Annotated in this window: 19 protein-coding genes and 1 pseudogene; 11 read left to right on the top strand and 9 right to left on the bottom strand. The window is 73.5% G+C overall.

Annotation, left to right across the window (positions count from 1 at the left end; all coding sequences use genetic code 11):
- Nucleotides 1–96 precede the first annotated feature (96 nt).
- Nucleotides 97–2226: a D-alanyl-D-alanine carboxypeptidase family protein gene (locus BMW62_RS09865; protein WP_091930693.1), complete on the top strand. Its 2130-nt coding sequence runs from the start codon at nucleotides 97–99 to the stop codon at nucleotides 2224–2226.
- Between the two features lie 22 nt (nucleotides 2227–2248).
- On the opposite strand, the gene BMW62_RS09870 is transcribed toward BMW62_RS09865, so the two are convergent.
- The 9 genes and pseudogenes from BMW62_RS09870 to BMW62_RS09910 all read right to left on the bottom strand — a co-directional run bounded on the left by BMW62_RS09870 (nucleotide 2249) and on the right by BMW62_RS09910 (nucleotide 9346).
- Nucleotides 2249–3019 carry a hypothetical protein gene (locus BMW62_RS09870; protein ID WP_091930694.1) on the bottom strand — a complete coding sequence of 257 codons (771 nt, stop codon included), beginning with the start codon at nucleotides 3017–3019 and terminating at the stop codon, nucleotides 2249–2251.
- A complete protein-coding gene (locus BMW62_RS09875) occupies nucleotides 3016–3363 on the bottom strand; it encodes a hypothetical protein (protein WP_091930798.1) in 348 nt (115 codons plus the stop codon). The genes BMW62_RS09870 and BMW62_RS09875 overlap by 4 nt, the downstream gene beginning before the upstream one ends.
- A 489-nt stretch (nucleotides 3364–3852) precedes the next feature.
- Entirely contained in the window at nucleotides 3853–4956 is a 1104-nt protein-coding gene (locus tag BMW62_RS09880; protein ID WP_091930695.1) for a sigma-70 family RNA polymerase sigma factor, read from the bottom strand.
- A 71-nt stretch (nucleotides 4957–5027) separates the two neighbouring features.
- A complete protein-coding gene (locus tag BMW62_RS09885) occupies nucleotides 5028–5534 on the bottom strand; it encodes a hypothetical protein (RefSeq protein WP_091930696.1) in 507 nt (168 codons plus the stop codon).
- A 331-nt stretch (nucleotides 5535–5865) separates the two neighbouring features.
- A pseudogene (csrA, locus tag BMW62_RS23590) lies at nucleotides 5866–6039 on the bottom strand (carbon storage regulator CsrA); the annotation flags it as partial.
- Between the two features lie 92 nt (nucleotides 6040–6131).
- Entirely contained in the window at nucleotides 6132–6575 is a 444-nt protein-coding gene (locus tag BMW62_RS09895) for a flagellar assembly protein FliW (RefSeq protein WP_091930698.1), read from the bottom strand.
- Nucleotides 6572–7453 (bottom strand): flagellar hook-associated protein FlgL, encoded by an 882-nt coding sequence (gene flgL / locus BMW62_RS09900; RefSeq protein ID WP_091930699.1) that lies wholly within the window; start codon nucleotides 7451–7453, stop codon nucleotides 6572–6574. The genes BMW62_RS09895 and flgL overlap by 4 nt, the downstream gene beginning before the upstream one ends.
- Nucleotides 7454–7458: 5 nt before the next feature.
- A complete protein-coding gene (gene flgK, locus BMW62_RS09905; protein WP_091930700.1) occupies nucleotides 7459–8859 on the bottom strand; it encodes a flagellar hook-associated protein FlgK in 1401 nt (466 codons plus the stop codon).
- 1 nt (nucleotide 8860) lies between these two features.
- Complete coding sequence (locus BMW62_RS09910) at nucleotides 8861–9346, bottom strand: flagellar protein FlgN (protein ID WP_091930701.1); 486 nt, start codon at nucleotides 9344–9346, stop codon at nucleotides 8861–8863.
- A gap of 260 nt (nucleotides 9347–9606) precedes the next feature.
- Here BMW62_RS09910 and BMW62_RS09915 point away from each other — a divergent pair, with 260 nt between their 5' ends.
- From BMW62_RS09915 to fliF, 10 genes are all read left to right on the top strand, one after another.
- On the top strand, nucleotides 9607–10503 hold the full coding sequence (locus BMW62_RS09915) for a sigma-70 family RNA polymerase sigma factor (protein WP_244523942.1): 897 nt from the start codon (nucleotides 9607–9609) through the stop codon (nucleotides 10501–10503).
- Between the two features lie 132 nt (nucleotides 10504–10635).
- A complete protein-coding gene (locus BMW62_RS09920) occupies nucleotides 10636–11469 on the top strand; it encodes a flagellin N-terminal helical domain-containing protein (protein WP_091930702.1) in 834 nt (277 codons plus the stop codon).
- Between the two features lie 125 nt (nucleotides 11470–11594).
- Nucleotides 11595–12947: a flagellar filament capping protein FliD gene (gene fliD / locus BMW62_RS09925; RefSeq protein WP_091930703.1), complete on the top strand. Its 1353-nt coding sequence runs from the start codon at nucleotides 11595–11597 to the stop codon at nucleotides 12945–12947.
- Nucleotides 12948–12996: 49 nt separating this feature from the next.
- Nucleotides 12997–13383, top strand: a complete 387-nt coding sequence (gene fliS, locus BMW62_RS09930; RefSeq protein WP_091930704.1) for a flagellar export chaperone FliS — start codon at nucleotides 12997–12999, stop codon at nucleotides 13381–13383.
- A complete protein-coding gene (locus BMW62_RS09935) occupies nucleotides 13380–13808 on the top strand; it encodes a hypothetical protein (RefSeq protein WP_091930705.1) in 429 nt (142 codons plus the stop codon). Before fliS ends, BMW62_RS09935 begins: the two co-directional genes overlap by 4 nt.
- A gap of 153 nt (nucleotides 13809–13961) precedes the next feature.
- Nucleotides 13962–15053: a glycosyltransferase family protein gene (locus tag BMW62_RS09940; RefSeq protein WP_091930706.1), complete on the top strand. Its 1092-nt coding sequence runs from the start codon at nucleotides 13962–13964 to the stop codon at nucleotides 15051–15053.
- A gap of 359 nt (nucleotides 15054–15412) precedes the next feature.
- A complete protein-coding gene (gene flgB, locus BMW62_RS09945) occupies nucleotides 15413–15760 on the top strand; it encodes a flagellar basal body rod protein FlgB (protein ID WP_091930707.1) in 348 nt (115 codons plus the stop codon).
- Nucleotides 15761–15762: 2 nt separating this feature from the next.
- Complete coding sequence (locus tag BMW62_RS09950) at nucleotides 15763–16167, top strand: flagellar basal body rod protein FlgC (protein ID WP_091930708.1); 405 nt, start codon at nucleotides 15763–15765, stop codon at nucleotides 16165–16167.
- A complete protein-coding gene (locus tag BMW62_RS09955; RefSeq protein WP_091930709.1) occupies nucleotides 16167–16481 on the top strand; it encodes a flagellar hook-basal body complex protein FliE in 315 nt (104 codons plus the stop codon). The genes BMW62_RS09950 and BMW62_RS09955 overlap by 1 nt, the downstream gene beginning before the upstream one ends.
- Entirely contained in the window at nucleotides 16481–18079 is a 1599-nt protein-coding gene (fliF, locus tag BMW62_RS09960; protein WP_091930710.1) for a flagellar basal-body MS-ring/collar protein FliF, read from the top strand. The genes BMW62_RS09955 and fliF overlap by 1 nt, the downstream gene beginning before the upstream one ends.
- The last annotated feature ends 23 nt before the right edge of the window (nucleotides 18080–18102 follow it).

Here is an 18102-nt window from a genome sequence, read left to right on the forward strand (position 1 = left end):
CACCTCCCCCGGCGTGTCGATGGATGTGCGGAGAGCTCCCGGCCCCAGTGGTCCCAGGAGCCCCATCCGTCACGACGAGATCGCCCGGGGGACGCAGTGCCTGCATCGCGGACACCCGGGCGCGCGGCTGCTCCCCGCACCGCCTCCGCCACGTCGGGCACTCCCGGCCGCACGCCGGCCGGACGGACCCCGACCGGCCGCACCCCCGCCGGGCGGACCCCGACCGGCCGCACACCGGCCGGACGCCCGCCCGAGAGCCGCGCCGGCGCAGCCGGTGCGAAGCGCTCACCGGCCCGACCGCCCCTGACCCCGGCGGAGGCCCGAGCACTGCGCGAGGCCCTGGCCCTGCGCCAGGCCGCTGCGGCCCGTCCCGGGATCACCCCCGAGCAGCTCGCCGCCGCCCGGGCGGCCGTCGCCGCCCGCACCGGCGGGTCCGGGAGCCGGCGTCCCTCCGGGTCGGCCTCCACCCGCGGCCGCCCGGCCGCCGGCCGGACCGCCGTCCGGCGGGCCACCGCCCCGTCGCGACGCAGCCGCAGCCGCGCCCCGCGGACCGGATCCCGCTGGTCGACGCGCCTCGGCGTCGTCGCGACCAGCGCCCTGCTCCTCCCCGCCGCGCTCGCGGTGCTGCTGCCCGCGGCGCAGGCTCCCGACGGCGGCGGTTCCGCCCTCGACCCGACCACCCTCGCCCTCACCGCGCGCAGTTCGTTGCTGGAGCAGGCCGACCTGTACCAGCAGCTGGCCGACGAGGCGGATCAGCGCCGCGCCCGGCTCGAGGAGGCGCAGGCCGCCGAGGACGCGGCCCGCGCGGAGCTCGCCGCCCGGCAGCGGACCGTCGGCGCCGGAGCGGCGCAGCTCTACCGGGCCGACGGGACCAGCCGGTACCCGGTGCTCGGTCTCGACCTCGACCAGCCGCGCAGCACCGCGACGTCCCTCACCCGACAGGCGCTGGCCGACCGGGCCGGGCGCGCGCTGGAGGGCGACGTGGTCCGCGCCGAGCGCACCGCCACCCGTCTGCAGGCAGCCGTCACCCGCGTCGCGGACGCCCGCGCCGCCCTGGCCGCGGCCGAGCAGCGCGCCGCCGAGGTCCTCGCCGCCATGCGCGACGAGGCGGGTGGCCTCCCCGCCGAGGTCACCGGCCGGCTCGCCGGCCTGGGCGCCCTCCCCGCGGCCGGCCCGCAGCAGCAGCGCAACGAGGCCGCGACGCGGCGCTGGCAGGAGCACCTCGGCCGGCTCGCCGCGGCCGGCATCGCGCCGCCGCCGGCGGCCGCGCTGGCCGATCCCGCCGCCTTCCCCGCGGGTCTGTCCCCGGCGCTGGACGCCGACGGCCGGCCCGTCCCGGGCGTGGCGTGGGCCGTGATCGGCAGCGAGCCCGTGACGGTGCCGGCGGCGGAGACCGTCGCGGCGGTGAGCAACGCCCTCTCCCAGCTCGGCAAACCCTTCGTGGCCGGGACCGCCGGTCCCGGGACCTATGGCTGCGGCGGCTTCACGGCGGCCTCCTGGTTGCTGGCCGGGTACGCGCTGCCCGGCGACCCCGGGGCCCAGTGGGCCTCCGGTGCGCCGGTCCCGGTGCGCGACGTGCAGATCGGCGACCTGGTCTTCGCCCCCGGTGGGCAGGACGTCGGCATCTACCTCGGCGCGGGGGAGGTCGTCGGCGCGTCCGCCGCCTCCTTCCAGGTGGCCGTCACCTCGACGCCGGCCGGGTCCTCCGCGGTGCGGGTCACCCTGCCGCGCCCGGCCGGGCCGAACCCCGCGCTGCCCGCCGGCGGCGGGACCGGCGCGTGCGGTGCCCCGCTGCCGGAGCCGGGCCCGGTGGACCCGCAGTGGGGCGGCTGGTCCAACGGCCGGATCCCCGCCGAGGCGCTGTGCCGACTGGGCGTGGGCAGGCACGCGCTGCGGTGCGATGCGGCCGCCGCGTACGCGCAGCTGGATGCGGCCTACACGGCGGAGTTCGGCACGCCGCTGCGCATCACCGACTCCTACCGCTCCTTCGGCGCGCAGGTGGCGGTCGCCGTCGCCAAGCCGGCCCTGGCCGCCGTGCCAGGCACCTCCAACCACGGGTGGGCCCTGGCGATCGACCTCGGCGGCGGCGTCCACGTGGCCCGCACCCCCCAGTGGAACTGGATGACGGCCAACGCCGCCCGCTTCGGCTGGGTGCAGCCCGACTGGGCGCGGCCCGGCGGCGAGAAGCCCGAGCCCTGGCACTGGGAGTTCGGCCACATCTCCTGAGCGGCCCGCAGCGAGCCGGCGCTCAGAGCCAGGGCAGGTCGACGACGGAGCGCCAGGGCAGCGTCACGCTTGCCTCGCTCGTCTGACCCGCGAGCCGTCGCGCGACCCCGGGGTCCGCGCACGCCACCGGGCGGTGCGGTGTCACGACCACGTGCATGTCCGGCAGCGCCAGGCCCGTGGTGGCGATCCGCTGGAGCATCAGCTCGGGAGCAACCAGGGCCGCCGAGGCCAGCACCGGGACCGCGCGGTGCGAGAAGAGCGCCAGCGGCCCCTCCACCCGCACCTGCAGCGGCACCTCGTGCGCCCGGCCGGTCGACGCCGAGCGCACCCGGTGCAGCTCGGCCGCGCGCGCCGCCGGCGAGGGCACCCAGGCCACCGCGAGATCACCGCGGACCACGACGACGGTCCAGCCCACCGCGGTCTCCGACCGGTCCACCCAGTCCAGGACGGCGATCCCCGATGCGGCGGCGGCCGCGTCGGTCACCGGGCGTCGCTCGACCCAGCTGCGCAGGGCGGCGGTGATGCCGGCGGCCGTGCCCGGGACTCCCGCCCGGCTCATGTCGTCGGCGAGGTCGGTCAGCGCCACGCGCTGCACCCGCTCGTCCTCCTCGACGTGCAGCACCGTCCCCGCGCCCGGACGCCGGACCAGGCCCAGGTGCAGCCGGGCCGACGCCAGCCGCGGCAGCAACTGCACGGCCACGTCGTGCAGGTCGGCGACGTCCACGGGGGCGGCGCGGAACCGCTGCAGCAGCCCCCGGGGCGCGATGGTGGTGCCGAAGGGGCCAGGGCTCACGAGCGGCCCCCGGTCGCGAGGAGCCCGCGCAGCCGGGCGGGCAGCGCGGGGAGGCCCAGCACCGCGGCGAGCTCGGCCGGGCTGAGCCGGACGGGCAGGACGTCCTCGTCCCAGCCCGTGGCCAGGCGCACCCGGGCGGTGGAGGCCGGCCACACCGCCTCGCGAGCGGCGGCCACGTGCAGCTCGGTGAGCACGTCCTGCAGGTGGATCGTGGCCACCGGGTGCACCGAGCTGCCGGCGAGGGCGGTGCGCACCGAGGCGGCCAGCAGCTCGCGGGCGGTGGCGTCCAGCCAGTGCGGGACGAGCGTCGGCGAGCCGGCGTCGCCGGCGGGCAGCGCGCTCACCGGGCACCGCCCCGGTACCGCGCCCCGGTCCGCGCCCACGGCCGGCAGGCCGGGCGGCAGGTCCTCGGGCGGGGTGTCACGTCGTGGATATCGGCAGGTTCAGGCCTCGTTCGACCCTGTGACAGGCCCTTTTCCGTATCGGATCTCCGGGGGGTCCGTCCCGTCCCGCGCGTCACCGCCGGCGGTCCGGGCGACCTGCCGCAACGCCGAGATCCCGCGCCCGCACGGAGGTGTGCGGGAGCGCGGGATCCACCGGCCTCGTCCAGAGGCTCACCCCGAGCATGGCGACGTGCTGGAACGGCCTCCCTGCAGGTGCCCGCGCCGAGCAGGCGACGTGCTGGAACGGCCCCCTTCAGGGACCGCGCCGAGCAGGCGACGTGCTGGAACGGCTCCCTGCAGGGGCCCGCGCCGAGCGGGTGACGTACTGGAACGGCCCCCTTCAGGGACCCGCTGCGAGCGTGCGAGCGGTGGGCAGAAGGGGGTCCTTCTTCAGTCGGCGAGCTCGGCCAGCCGGTCCTTCAGCGCCTTCTCGACGCGGTCGGCGTAGACGTTCATGTTCCGGACCGAGGTGCCGAGGTCCGTCGAGAGCTGCGTCTTGGTCCGCCCGCCCCACGTCGTCAGGTACCAGGTCGCCCAGCCGAGGACGTTGGGCTGACCGGCCCGCTGGTCGCGACGCGCCTCCGGGTCCGGCGCGCACGCGGCGGTCAAGGCGTGCGAGAGCAGCGTCTGCTCGGCCTCGCCCATGATCTCGTCGGGCGCCTCGGAGGAGTCCGGCAGCAGGATCTCGGTGGCCTCGGGGGCGCCGTCCAGCGACTGGAGGTTGCGCAGCCCGTTGAGCGTGGCCACCGTCTGGGAGTTGCGGCGTAGGGTGGCGACGCTCTGGCCCATGTAGGCGGCCAGCTCCTTCTCGCTGGGCCGCCGCTGGTGCTCGGCCATGAAGGCGGCGATCGCCTTCTGCTGCTTGTGCTCGGTGTCGGCGGCGGTCCGCCCGTGCGCGTTGCGCCCGAGGTCGTGCACCCACTTGGACAGCTGGGTGGCGAGGAAGGCCCCGAAGGGGACCGACTTGGTCTCGTCGTACTGGGCGACGGCCTTGAGGATCCACTCGAAGACCTGCTGCCCCAGGTCGTCGGGGTCGGGCAGGTGCAGGCGGATCGTGCTCATGTTCCGCTGCAGGCGCTTGAGGCTGACCGGCCCGTAGTGGCGGCACAGGTCGTCGAGGAAGGCCGGCGGCAGGTCCCGCGGGGCGCGCCGGCGGACGCCGGTCTCCGCGCGCAGCCCGATGGTCGTGGTCCCCCGGCCGGCGCACCAGGCCTTCACCCAGTCGGCCAGCACGGCGGCCGAGCCGCAGGCCCCGTCCACGCGGTAGAGGCCGTCCCCCTGGTCGTAGGTGACCGTCACGCCGTCGGGCAGGGCCTGGCGGAACTCGTCGAGCGGCAGTTCGTGGTCCACGCGGAAGTGCACCCGGTCGCGCGGGGTGATGGGCGCCAGCGCCCACCCGTCGGCCTCGGGGATGCCCCCGAAGACCAGGGGCTGGCGGGCACGGGCCCGGTCGTCGGCGGAGGTGGAGCTGGGGACGGGGATGCGGTCGGGCATCGGTACTCCTGGGCACTACGGGGAAGAAGGGGTGCCGGGGCGGCAGGCACTCCGCACTGCACGGGAGGCCGTCAGGCCGGGATGCGCTCCCCCGGACCGGGGCGGCGCGGCGAGGGGACGAGCGGGACCGGCACCGAGGCCTCGGGCAGCGCCTCGAGCACCTCCACCGGCAAGCCGTCGGCGCGTGCGGCACCGGCGGCGGCGTGCTCCAGCAGAGCGGTGGCGGCGGCGCGCTCGGCGCTGCTCGGCTCGGCCGTGTAGACCGGCATGTGGTCGTACAGCGAGGTGAAGAGCGCCGACACGAAGGCGTACGCCGCCTGCGCCTGCGGGGAGAACCGGGCCACGGCGGCACGGGGGCCGAGGTCCACGCCGACGGTCACCCGGACGACGCGGTCGTCCTTGCTCAGGCCGGTGACGGCGACGACGACGTCCTCGTGCTCGGCGGCCAGCGCCGCGAGCGCCGCGAGGCACTTGCGGGTGGCGCCCCGGCGAGGTCGCAGCTGCACGTGGACCACCACGGACTCCTGGTCGCCGGTCTGGTCCCCCGCCACCGAAGCGGTGAATGCGTTACGTGCCATCTTGATCGCCCCCTGTCACTTGCGTGAGGAGGAATCTGCCGCATGCACGCTCCGGACGCGGCACACAACTCGCTGTGTCCAGCGCAGTTGTGACGGGGAAGCTTCGGCAATAGTTGCCTGTGTCGGAGTCCGATCAGCCGGTCGCCACGTCAGATTGGCACGGTCTGCCGAGGTCGACCCCCCGGCGACCGTGCACATCTGCCGCTCAGCGGGACGTGCTGCCCTCCACCGCGGTCGCTCCGGCCGGCGCGGCCTCGGTCCCTGCGTCGTCCGGCGCCGCGGTGGGCGCGAACGCCGCCAGGGCGCCGAGCGTGTCGGCGGTGACCTGGGCGGCCAGCAGGTTGGCCTCGGCGATCTGCCGGTAGACCTCCTCGCGGTGGATCGCGATCTCGCGAGGCGCCTTGAAGCCCAGGCGGACGGTGCCGCCCCGGACCTCGACGACGTGGACCTCGATGTCGTCGCCGATGCGGATCGTCTCGCCGACGCTGCGGGTGAGTGTGAGCACGAGTACCCCTCCATGGGTGTGTGTGGTGGCCGTCCGTGGCGTCGCCCGCCGGGGCGGGCGTCGAAGCCGCGTCCCGACGCGGCGCAGTGAGGTTATCGGCGCAGGCGCCGCCGAAGGGGAAGGGAGCCGTCGTCCAGGACGACCTGCCGGGCGCGGGAGGTCGCGGGGGCGACGACCACCGGGGCCCGCAGGTTGGCCGTCGCCTCGGCCACGTCGCCGTCGGGCACGGTGACCAGGCAGAACACCCGCGCCTCGGCCGGATCGGCGAGCCCGAGCTCCACCCGCACGGCGGCGGGCAGGACGGGGGCGTACCCCGGGAAGAACTCCCGCGCCGGCACGGCGAGGAACCGGGGCCCGTCGGGGGCGACCGCCTGGAGCCAGAAGAGCAGCCCGGCGCTGTCCCCGGGGACCAGGACGTAGTCCCGGTGCCGCGGGAAACCCGGCAGCGGCTCGGCGAACGACAGCACCTGGACCGGGGGCGGAGCCGGTGCCGTCGTCGAGGCCGCCGCGGGGTGATCGGCGAGGGCGGTCGTCAACGCAGGTAGTCCATCAGCGTCGGGGAGATGGCCTTCGCTGTCGCCTGCAGCGCGGCCTGGTAACCGACCTGCTGCATCTGCAGCCGCATGATCGTGTTGGGCAGGTCCACGTTCTCGATCTCGCCGAGCTGGGCCTCCAGCGTCAGCGCCAGATCGCTGTTGATCTGCTGCTCGCGCTCGACGCGGGCCGCGCGGGCGCCCACGTCGGCGAGCCCGCCGAGCATCCGCTTCATCGCCGCGTCCAGGTCCACCAGCCCCTGGTCGAGGGCGGCGGGGTCGTTGACGAGGTCGTCGGCGATCCGTGCCACCACGGCGAAGAGGTCGTCCCCGGGGGGTCCGAAGGCCTCCGGTCCGGTGAGGTCCACCCGGACCTCCTCGGTGAAGGCGACCCGGCGCATGACGTCGGCCCCGCCCATGCCGGTGAAGGCGCCGGTGTCGCTGTAGGCGTTGGCGCCCGTGGTTACCCCGCCGAAGACGGGCCGGCCCTGAATCGTCGTGTTCGCCAGGCCCAGGAGGCTCTCCCGCAGCGACTCGACCTCCGTCGCCAGCGCCCGCCGGCTGGCCTCGGACGAGCTGCCGGTGCTGGCACCCTGCACGGTGAGGTCGCGGACCCGCCGGGTGACGTCGAGCATGTTCTGCAGCGTGGAGTCGGTGATCGACAGCCAGCTGTCGGCGTCGGCGATGTTGCGGCCGAACTGCTCGACGGCGGCCTGCTCCGACCGGATCTGCATCGCCTTGTTCGTGCCGGTCGGCGAGTCGGACGGGGCGTTGAGGAGCCTGCCCGAGGTGAGCTGCTGCTGCAGCTTGCCGAACGAGTCGAGGCCACGGTTCAGACCCTGCAGGCTGGTGAGGGCGACGGCTCTCTGCGTGATGCGCACTCAGATCACAGCCCCACGCGGCCGGTGCGGTTGATCAGGACGTCGAGCATCTCGTCGATCGCCGTGACCAGCCGGCCCGCGGCCGAGTACGCGTGCTGGAAGGACAGCATGTTGGTCATCTCCTCGTCGAGGTTGACCCCGGCCACGGACTCCCGGGCAGCGTCCACCTGCCCGGTGATGACCGCCTGGATGCCGAGGTTGCGCTGCGAAACCGCCGACTGCACGCCCAGCTCGACGATCATCTTGCGGTAGGCCGCGTCGGGTGAGCCCACGCCGTTGCCCAGCTGGGCCAGCTTGTCGGCGTTCGCGTGGTCGAGGTTGGGAGTGCCGGGGCCGATGGACGACGCGGCGATCTTCCGCGGGTCGGTGAGGGTCACGGTGATCGACGACGCCGTCACCGGCCCGCCCGAGGAGCCGAGCAGCGCGCCGCCCTGCAACCCGTCGAGGTCGTAGCCGTCTGCGTGCGCGGTGTTCAGCACGGTGACCAGCGACGAGGCGATGCCGTCGAGCTCGGTTCGGTAGGTGGGGAGGATCGCGTTCAGCGCGTGCAGCTGCCCTCCGGCAGCACCCCCGACGGTGACCGGGAGACCGCCGGCGGCGGTGACGACGCGCGGCGGGTCGCCGGCGGTGCCCGCCGGGTCGACCGTGCCGTGCACCGCGAGCTTCGACGCGGTGCCACCGGAGACCAGCGTGACGCTGCCGACGACCACGTCGACGACACCGCCGTCCCGCGGCCGCACCGACACCCCCACCTGGTCGGCGAGCTTCATGACCAGCAGGTCGCGCTGGTCGGTGAGGTCGTTGGCCGGCAGGCCGCTCTGCGAGGCCCGCAGGATCGCGGTGTTCAGCTGGGCGATCGTCTCGGCCGCCGCATTGACGTCGTCGACGAGGACACCGAGGTTCTCGCGGGTCTGCAGCCACTGGCCGTCCAGTTGCGCGCTGCTGAAGTGCAGGCCGCCGACGAGCGTCTCGAGCCGCTTGAGCACCTGCCCCCGGGCGGCCGGGTCCTCCGGCTTGTTGGCCACGTCCTGCCATCCGCGCCACATGTCGGCCATGAGGTTCTGCAGGCCGGTGATCCCGGGCTCGCGGAACGCCTGCTCCACCAGCTCGTACGCATCCGTCTCGGCCGTCAGCTGCGCGCTGTTGGCGTGCTCCGTGTGCCCGCGACCCTCCAGGAAGGCGTCACGGATCCGCGTCATCTCGTCGGCGTTCACGCCGCCACCGATGCCGGTGCCGGTGGAGTAGAACGCCGGGACGGCGCTGCCGCCGATCGCCCGCATGTCGACGCGCTGCCGGGAGTACCCGTCGGTGTTGACGTTCGAGATGTTCTGACCGGTCACATCGAGCGCCCGGCGCTGCGCCCACAACGAGGTGGTCGCCGTGTTGAGGAGGCTGAAGGTGCTCACGTCAGAGTGCTCCGTCCAGGGTGACCGCTCGGTGGGCGCCGTCGGAGTGCCGGCCGCTCGCGCCGTACGTGCCCGTCGAGGACGTCCGCGTCTGCAGGAGCGCGTCCCCGATGGCGGAGAGGCCGCCCTCGATGAGCTCCCGGTTGGCGTCGGACAGGCTGCGCAGGTCGGTGATCAGGGTCAACAGCGCCTCGTGGTGCTGCGCGAGGAGGTCGTTCCACGGCGCGGGCGCCGCATCGGCGACCTGTCGCAGGGACGGGTTGGCGGACAGCCCGAGCCTCCCCGCGATCGCCTCGGTGGCTGCCGACCGCTCCACCTCGAGAGTGCGGAGCTGGTCGAGGATGACCTCGATCTCGTGCGCGATGCGCGCCAGCCAGCGGGTCTTGCCGGTGAGGATCAGGTACTGCTTCTCCTCGGCCTTGAACAGCAGCAGGTCCAGGAGCTCCTGCTCCCGCCACAGCATCGTCGACAGGTGCTGGTAGTCCACGTGTCCACCGCCTTCCGTCGTCTCGCTCGTGCTCGCGGTCGCCCCGGCCGCAGGGCCGGCCACCGCCGTCGGTGCTGCCATCGGCACCCGTTCGGAGGGGGTTGAGCCGAAGCACGCAACTGGCGCTCACGTTCGTGCGGATTTGTGCCGACGGGTGGTGCCGACTCCACCCGGGACAGCCGAGAGATACGGATGTGACCCCAGTCCGTGCCCTCGCGACCGAGCGATCCCTGCGTGAGCGGTCCGCGCATGACCGGCCGTTGCGCGAACGCCCCCCGAACGGCCGGGTGCCCCACCCGGTCAAGGGACGGTCCCCGCAGGAGGTCGACGCCCTGGTGACCGAGCACCTGCCGCTCGCCGCCTTCGCCGTCAACGCCGTCGCCTCACGCATCTCCCTCCCGAGCCACGTGAGCCGTGAGGACCTCCTCTCCTGCGCGCACGTGGCGCTCGTCGAGGTGGCCCGCCGGTTCGACCCCTCGGCCGGCGCCTCGTTCGCGACGTACGCGCTGGCCCGGCTGCAGGGCGCGGTCCTCGACGGGCTGCGCTCCGGGGACTGGGCGAGCCGGTCGGTGCGGGCTGCGGCCCGCCGGACCGACGCCGCCGCCGACGCGCTGACCATCAGCCTGGGCCGGCCGCCTACGCGCGAGGAGCTGGCCACGAGCCTGGGGATCGCTCGCAGCGAGCTCGACCACCTGCAGGTCGACGTCCACCGCGCGGTCATGGTGAGCATCGACGCCGAGGCCGGTCCCGACGGCAGCACGCTGGACCTGCCCGACACCGGGGAGTCACCCGAGCGCGCCGTCCTGCGCGGGGAACGGGCACGGCACCTGCACGAGGCGATCCGCGCCCTGCCCGACCGGCTGGACGAGGTCATCGAGCGCAATTTCTTCGGTGATGAATCACTGACCGATATCGCCGAGGGCCTAGAGGTGACGCTCTCCCGCGTCTCCCAGATGCGCGCCCGAGCCCTGACCCTCTTGCATGCCGCGATGAGCGAGATCTGGGACGGAAGGTCGGTCCCCGCCGACGGCGGCGTGCGCGCACGCAACCAGCAGCGCGCCTACCTCGACCGGGTCACCGGTCGCTGCGGCGCGCCGCTCCCCTCACCCCGAGCCGCCTGGCCGGTCACCCGGGATCACACCGCCCGGACGGCCTGATCCTCTGCGACGGAAAGAATTTGCCCACTCGGCTCAAGAGCCCCCGGGCACCGGCCGAAGACCTTCCATGTACGGCCCGCAGCACGGATGCAGCGGGAAGACCAAGTACGACCCCTTCCAAGGAGGAACATCATGGGTCTGCGCATCAACCAGAACATCGCTGCTCTCAACGCTCACCGCAACCTGTCGATCACCGACAGCCAGATGAGCAAGTCGCTCGAGAAGCTGTCCTCCGGCTTCCGGATCAACCGCGCCGCCGACGACGCGGCCGGTCTGGCGATCTCCGAGGGCCTGCGCTCGCAGGTCGGTGGCCTCAAGGTCGCCGTCCGCAACTCGCAGGACGGCGTCTCCGTGGTGCAGACGGCGGAAGGTGCCCTCACCGAGGTCCACGCCATCCTGCAGCGCGTCCGCGACCTGACGGTCCAGGCGGGCAACAGCGGCGTCGTCGACGAGAAGGCCCGCGGCTACATCGCGAAGGAGGTCACCGAGCTCGCCGGCGCGCTGACCGACATCGCCGGGCGGACCGACTTCAACGGCACCAAGCTCCTGAACGGCAGCGCCTCCAGCCTGTCGTTCCAGACCGGTGCCAACGGCGGCGAGACCATGACCGTGGAGCTCAGCAACGTCACCACGGTCGCCACGGCGGTCAGCGGCGTGGCCACGAACATGTCGGCCTCGGGCACCTACAGCGCCACGGCCGACCTGGCCACGCTGGACACCCAGATCAAGACGGTGTCGGAGTCCCGCGCCAGCCTGGGTGCGAAGCAGAACCGCTTCGAGAGCACCATCAACTCGCTCAACGTCTCGATCGAGAACCTGAGCGCGTCGGAGAGCCGGGTCCGCGACGCCGACATGGCACAGGAGATGGTCGGGTTCACCCGCGCCCAGATCCTGTCCCAGGCCGGCACCGCGATGCTCGCGCAGGCCAACCAGGCCTCGCAGGGCGTCCTCTCGCTGCTCCGCTGATCCTCGATCAGCTGAACAGCTGAGGCCGCAGACCCTCAGCAGCACCCCGGGTGAGGGGGGAGGCCCTCGTGCCTCCCCCCTCATTCGCGTGGGCCCCCGATCGCACCGACCCAGGAGCCAGTGACATGACGATGAGCATCAACACCGGCCTGGTGTCCGGGATCGACACCGGCACGATGATCACCCAGCTCCTGCAGCTCGAGGCCCGGCAGCAGAACTCGCTGAAGACGCGGTTGTCCGCGACGCAGGTCGCCGCCAGCGCCTACCGCACCGTCAACAGCTCGCTCGCGGCCCTGACGACCAGCGCCGAGTCGCTGCTCAAGCCGGAGTCGTTCGCCACCACGAAGGCCAGCAGCACTGCCGCCTCGGTCGCGGTCGCGACCACCTCCTACGCCTCCCCCGGGTCCCTCACCTTCACCGTCGCCAAGGTGGCGACCACCGCCTCCAGCGTGAGCACCGGCCGGTGGTCGAGCACCACCACCGCCGCCGGGATGAGCACCCTGGACATCCGGACCGCCGACGGGACGACCAGCAAGGGCTCGGTCGTCCTGGACGGCACCGAGTCGCTCGAGCAGATCGCGGCGAAGATCAACGGGGACGCAGCCCTGGGCCTGAAGGCCTCCGCGGTGCAGGTCTCCCCCGGGCAGTTCGCCCTGCAGATCAGCGCGAGCACGTCGGGCGAGGCCGCCGGCTTCTCCGTCGCAGGCACGGAGTTCACGACCACCAGCCTCGGGCAGGACGCCGAGCTGAAGGTCGGCGAGGACACCGCCACCACGACGAGCTACACGATCCGTTCGGCCACCAACACGTTCGAGGGCGTCCTGCCGGGCGCGACCCTCACGGTGAGCAAGGTGGAGCCCACCCCGGTCACCGTCACGGTCGCCACGGACCCCGCTGCCGTCGCCGACAAGGTCTCCGCGCTCGTCGACGCTGTGAACAAGGCGCTGTCGACGATCGAGACCTACACGGACAACACGCCGGGGAGCAAAGCGGCGTTGCGCGGTGAGTACGCGGTGACCTCCATCGCCGGCCAGCTCCTGCAGGCCGTCTCCGAGGCGGTCGGCACCGACGGCTCGCCGGCCCAGGTCGGCTTCCAGACCACCCGCGACGGTCAGATCACCTTCGACAAGGCGAAGTTCGCCGCCGCCCTCGCGGCGACGCCGGACCTGGCCCAGCGCATCGTGGTCGGTTCCGGGGTGACCGGCGAGCCCGACGCCGTCGTCGGCCTGGCCGCGCGGGTCCGCGACGTCAGCAAGGCCGCGTCGGACGCGACGACCGGCACGCTCAGTTCCCTGGCCACGGGCCAGGACAGCCTCGCGCGCGACATCCAGGACCGGATCGCCGACTGGGACCTGCGCCTGGCCGCACGCAAGGTGGCCCTCACCCGCCAGTTCACCGCCATGGAGACCGCGCTGAGCTCCCTGACCAACCAATCCAACTGGCTGGCCGGTCAGCTCGGTTCACTGCCGTCTTCCTGACGCCGCCCCGCCCGACCCGCTCGCCTCTTCACCTCAGGAGCCCTTCCCGATGAGTGCTGCTTCGCTCCGCGCCCGCTACCTCGGCGACGCCGTAGCCACCGCCTCGCCGCAGCAGGTGCTGGTCATGCTCTACGACCGGCTGGCCCTCGACCTCGAGCGGGCGCAGCTCGCGGTCGCCGAGGGAGACCGCCCCCGGGTGAACGAGGAGCTCCAGCACGCACAGTCGATCGTGCTGGAACTGCTGTCCAGCCTGCAGGTCGACATGTGGGAGGGCGGGCCCCGCCTGGCCGCCCTCTACAACTGGTTGATGAGCGAGCTCGTGCAGGCCAACCTCAAGTGCGACGCGAACCGCATCGCCGCCTGCCGGGCGGTCGTCGAGCCGCTGCGCGACGCGTGGCGGCAGGCCGCCGCCTCCTTGGCGGGCGTCCCGTCATGACCGTCGGTCCGGTCAGCGGCTCCGCCGCAGCCGGTTTCGGCTCCAGCCCGTACACGCCTGCCGGCCGGCCGAACGCCTCCGGCAGCTCCACCTCCGGCGACCGGCACCCGCCCGCCGACTGGCACGAGGCCCTCGACCAGCTCGAGGGCGACGTCATCGACGCCCAGGAGAGCCTCGCCCGGGGCCGGGCCGAGGAGATCGCCGCGTGGGGCCGGCGCAGCACCGACTGGGTACCCCCGTCCGGGCTCGGCCCCCTGCCCGCCGACCTGCGGGAGCGGGCCGCGCGGCTGCTGCAGCACCAGCTGGCGGTCGCCGAGGCCCTGGTGGAGCGGATCACGCAGTCCCAGAAGCAGCGCGACCTCGCCGCCCGCATGTCCTACGGCGCCGAGCGACCCGTGCCCTCCTTCATCGATCGCGGGCTCTGACGCGGGTCCGCCTCCGCGGCGGAAGAGCGCGCTGACGGAACCGTCGGGGGTCCCGACTGCCGATGACAGAGGAGCGAGCGCCGGCTCCCGGCGCCGGGCACCGCCCCAGCGCACCACTCCCGGCAGCCGTCACAGACAGAAGGGTCCTTCCACATGCGCGTCCTGCTCACCCACGCGATCGCCCAGGGTTCGACGTACTACCGCGTCGAGGAGCCCGCCCGCGCCGTCCAGGCCGCAGGGCTCGGCATCGAGGTCGCCGTCTCCCGCGGGATCCGGACCACCATGCGCTCGGTCACCGAGGGCGCCCCGATGGAGGTCGTCGACGTCGACAGCCAGGGCGCGGACGTCGTCGTCCTGCAGCTGCCGAAGACCGCCGAGATGCTGCAGACGCAGCGCATCCTGCAGGCGCAGGGGGTCGCCGTCGTCGTGGAGATGGACGACCTGCTCTCCGGCGTCCCGTACGGCCACATGGGGCACGACGCCCTGGTGCGTGCCGGCAGCAGCGGGTTCGCGGCCCAGGCCGCCCGGGAGGCGGACCTGGTGACCACCTCGACGCCCGCGCTGCTCACGGAGTACGCCCGCCACGGCCGCGGCACGGTGATCGAGAACGCCGTTCCCCGCCGAACTGCGGAGCTGCCGCCGGCCTACGAGCGCACCCCGGAGACCGTGACCATCGGCTGGGCCGGCAGCGTGCCCAGCCACCCGTACGACCTGCAGGAGATGGGTTCCGGTCTGCAGCAGGCGCTGGACCGGACCCGCGGGCGCAGCCGGCTGGTCATCCTCGGCCAGAAGTGGGACATCAAGGTGCGCCTGGGGCTGCCGGACGAGCCGGAGGAGGTGCCCTGGGTGATGGACGTGGACGGGTACGCGGCGCGGATGGGCGAGCTGTTCGACATCGGGATCGCCCCGTTGCGGATCGACCGCTTCAACACGAGCAAGAGCTGGCTGAAGCCGCTGGAGTACTCCGCGCGGGGCGTGTACTGCGTGCGCGCCCGCACCGAGGAGTACGAGCGGCTCGGGCTGGGGATGCCCGCCCGCGCACCCAAGGACTGGGCCAAGTGGCTCACGCTCGGCGTGAAGGACGCCGACCGCCGGCGGGAGGTCGCCGCGGCGGCCCGGGAGCACGTGCTGGCCCACCACCTGACCGAGCACACCGCCGAGCGCTGGGCAGCCGCCTGGCGGACCGCGCGGGAGAACCGCACCCGCGCCCTCGGGGGTGGGCGGCTCGCCACCGCCGCACGCTGACCTCCTCCCTCCGAACGCCCCGCCGCCGACTTTCGGCAGCGGGGCGTTCGTGCGTTCCTGCGGCGGGGTCACGATCCCGCCCACCCACGGGCGCGACATGTGCCAACTCCCCCGCCCCGGTCGACCCGGGACCAGGCGAGGTCCCCTCTGGTCACATCCGCCCCCGTCACCTCATCCGGTGGCTGGCGTCCCTCGGGTGGCGGAGCGGTGGTCAGCCGGTACCGGCCGGCTGCCGATGAAGCCTGTGCACGGAGAGCACCACCATCGCCACGGATCGGCGGCCCCTCACTCGCTCGCGAGTGCGTTCCGCGTACCCGGAGGTCGATCGTGTCCTGCTCCACCCGCCGGCGAGGCGGCCGATGATCCCCGACGCCACCTCGTCGGTCCTGAAGGCGGCCCTCGCCGGGCTCGCGCAGCGGCAGCGCGTCACCGCCGACAACATCGCGAACGTCAACACCCCCGGCTTCCTCGCCGGGCGGACCGACTTCGAGACGTCGCTGCGCGGGGCCGTCCGCAGCGGCGCCACACCGGTCATCTCCGGCGGCACGACCGGCCGCTCGCTGGAGCCGACCAACACCAACGGCAACAACGTCAACCTCGATGCGGAGACCGTCATCGCCACCGAGACCGGGCTGCGCTACCAGCTGGCGCTCAACGCCCTGGACGGCAGGTACAACTCGCTCCGCACCGCCCTGAGGACCTCGTAGACATGAGCATGTTCCAGGCCCTGAGCATCTCCCAGTCCGGGCTCATGACCCACCGGAAGTGGCTCGACGCCACCGCCGACAACATCGCCAACATCAACACGGTGCGGCGCACCGACGAGGACGCCTTCCAGGCGCGGCTCGTCGTCGCCCAAGCGGTGGACTACGGCAGCGGCGAGGGCGGCGTGCGCGTGGCCCGCGCCGAGTTCGGCGACCCGGAGGGCCGGCTGGTCTACCAGCCCGACCACCCGCTGGCCGACGAGGGCGGTTACGTGAAGTACCCGGACATCGACCTGGGTGACCAGATGACCCACATGATGATGGCCCAGCGCGGCTACCAGGCCAACCTGGCCGTCATCGAGCGGGCCACCAACGCCTACCAGGCGGCGCTGCAGCTCGGGAAGCGTTGATGACGATCCCGCTCGGCGGCATCACCCCGGTCGGGGTCGGCGCGGTCACCGGCGTCGCCGGCAGCACCCGCGGCACGCCCGCGACCGAGGGAGCCGACGGCTTCGCCGCCGTCCTCGCCTCCACCTTCGACGCGCTCCAGGCCAAGCAGTCGGTGACCTCCGAGCTGGCCGTGCAGGCCGCCACCGGCGACCTGAAGGACGTGCACGACTACATGATCGCCAGCGCTGAGTCCGGCGTGGCGACCGAGATGGTCGTGACGATCAAGAACCAGGCCGTCGCGGCCTTCAACGAGATCATGAGGATGCAGATCTGATGAAGTCGGCACTCGCCGGGACGCTGGAGCGTGCCCGCTCCTCGTTCGACACGATCAGCCTCGGGCAGAAGGTCGTCATCGGCCTGCTGCTCGCCGGGCTGACCCTCGGCGGGTTCTTCTTCTACAGCTGGATCACCACGCCGACCCAGGCCCCGCTGTTCTCCAACCTCGCCGCGAGCGACGCCTCGGCCATCGTCGAGGAGCTCAACGCCCAGGGTGTGGCCTACGACCTGGCGGACGGCGGCAGCACGATCATGGTCGCCAAGGACGCCGTGTACGACCTGCGGCTGGCCATGAGCGGCCAGGGCCTGCCGGCGGGCAACGACACCGGCTACGCGCTGCTGGACGAGCAGGGCATCACCACCAGCGAGTTCCAGCAGCAGGTGACCTACCAGCGGGCCCTGGAGGGGGAGCTGGCCAACACCCTCGAGTCGCTGGCCGGCGTCAACTCCGCCGTCGTGCACGTGGCCCTGCCCGAGGACGAGGTCTTCGTCAGCGACAAGGCCGTACCGACGGCCTCGGTGCTGCTCGACCTGGCCCCCGGCACCGCGCTGTCCGGCGAGCAGATCCAGGCGGTCACCAACCTGGTCTCCTCCAGCATCCAGGACATGAACCCCGACCAGGTGACCGTCGCCGACTCGACCGGTCAGGTCCTCTCCGCCGCCGGCACCGGCGTGACCGCGGCCGCCGGCGACGCCCGGTCCCAGGTGGAGCAGGAGTACGAGGACCGCCTCTCGGCCAGCGCCCAGAAGATCCTCGACTCGGTGGTCGGCCCCGGCCGCTCCGTGGTCTCGGTGCGCGCCGACGTCGACCTCTCCGAGCGCAGCACCACCTCGAAGACCTACACCTTCGACGAGGACGTCCCGCCGATCTCGGAGCAGACCACCACCGAGGAGTACGTCGGCACCGGCGCCCCGGTCGGTGGCGTCCTCGGCCCGGAGAACATGCCCGACGCCGCCGGGAACGCCGGCGGCGAGTCGACCTACAACAAGGAGTCCACGACGGCGAACAACGCCGTCGGGGAGACCACCGAGGTCGTGCAGGGCGCGCCCGGGGAGCTGAACCGGCTGACCGTCTCCGTCGTCATGGACGACGCCGTCGCCGGCAACCTGAACCAGCAGCAGATGACCGACCTGATGGTCACCGCCGTCGGCCTGGACGAGGCCCGCGGCGACGACATCACCGTCGCCTCGCTGCCCTTCGACGCCACCGCGGCCGAGAACGCCGCCGCCGCGATGGAGGCCGCGCGCGAGGCGGAGGCCAGCGCGCAGATGTGGTCGATGATCCGCACCGGCGGCATCGCGGCCGGCATCGCGCTGGTCGTCCTGATCGTCTGGCTGCGCGCGCGCCGCGCTGCCGACGAGGACGACGACGACGAGGACTACGAGCCGCTGGAGCTCGACGCCGAGATGCTCGCCGAGCTCGACCGGCTGCGGGTGGCCAGCACCCGCGAGGAGCGTCACGTGACCGACGCGGCGCTGGAGCTCGAGGCCGTCGAGCGGGCGAAGGTGCGGGGGGAGATCTCCACGATGGTCAGCGAACGGCCCGACGAGGTCGCGGCCATGCTCCGCGGCTGGCTCAGCGAGAGCAAGTCGTGAGCGAGCTCGCGAGCTCACGCATG

It is taken from the genome of Blastococcus sp. DSM 46786, from assembly GCF_900109665.1.
Classification (GTDB): Bacteria; Actinomycetota; Actinomycetes; order Mycobacteriales; family Geodermatophilaceae; genus Blastococcus; species Blastococcus carthaginiensis.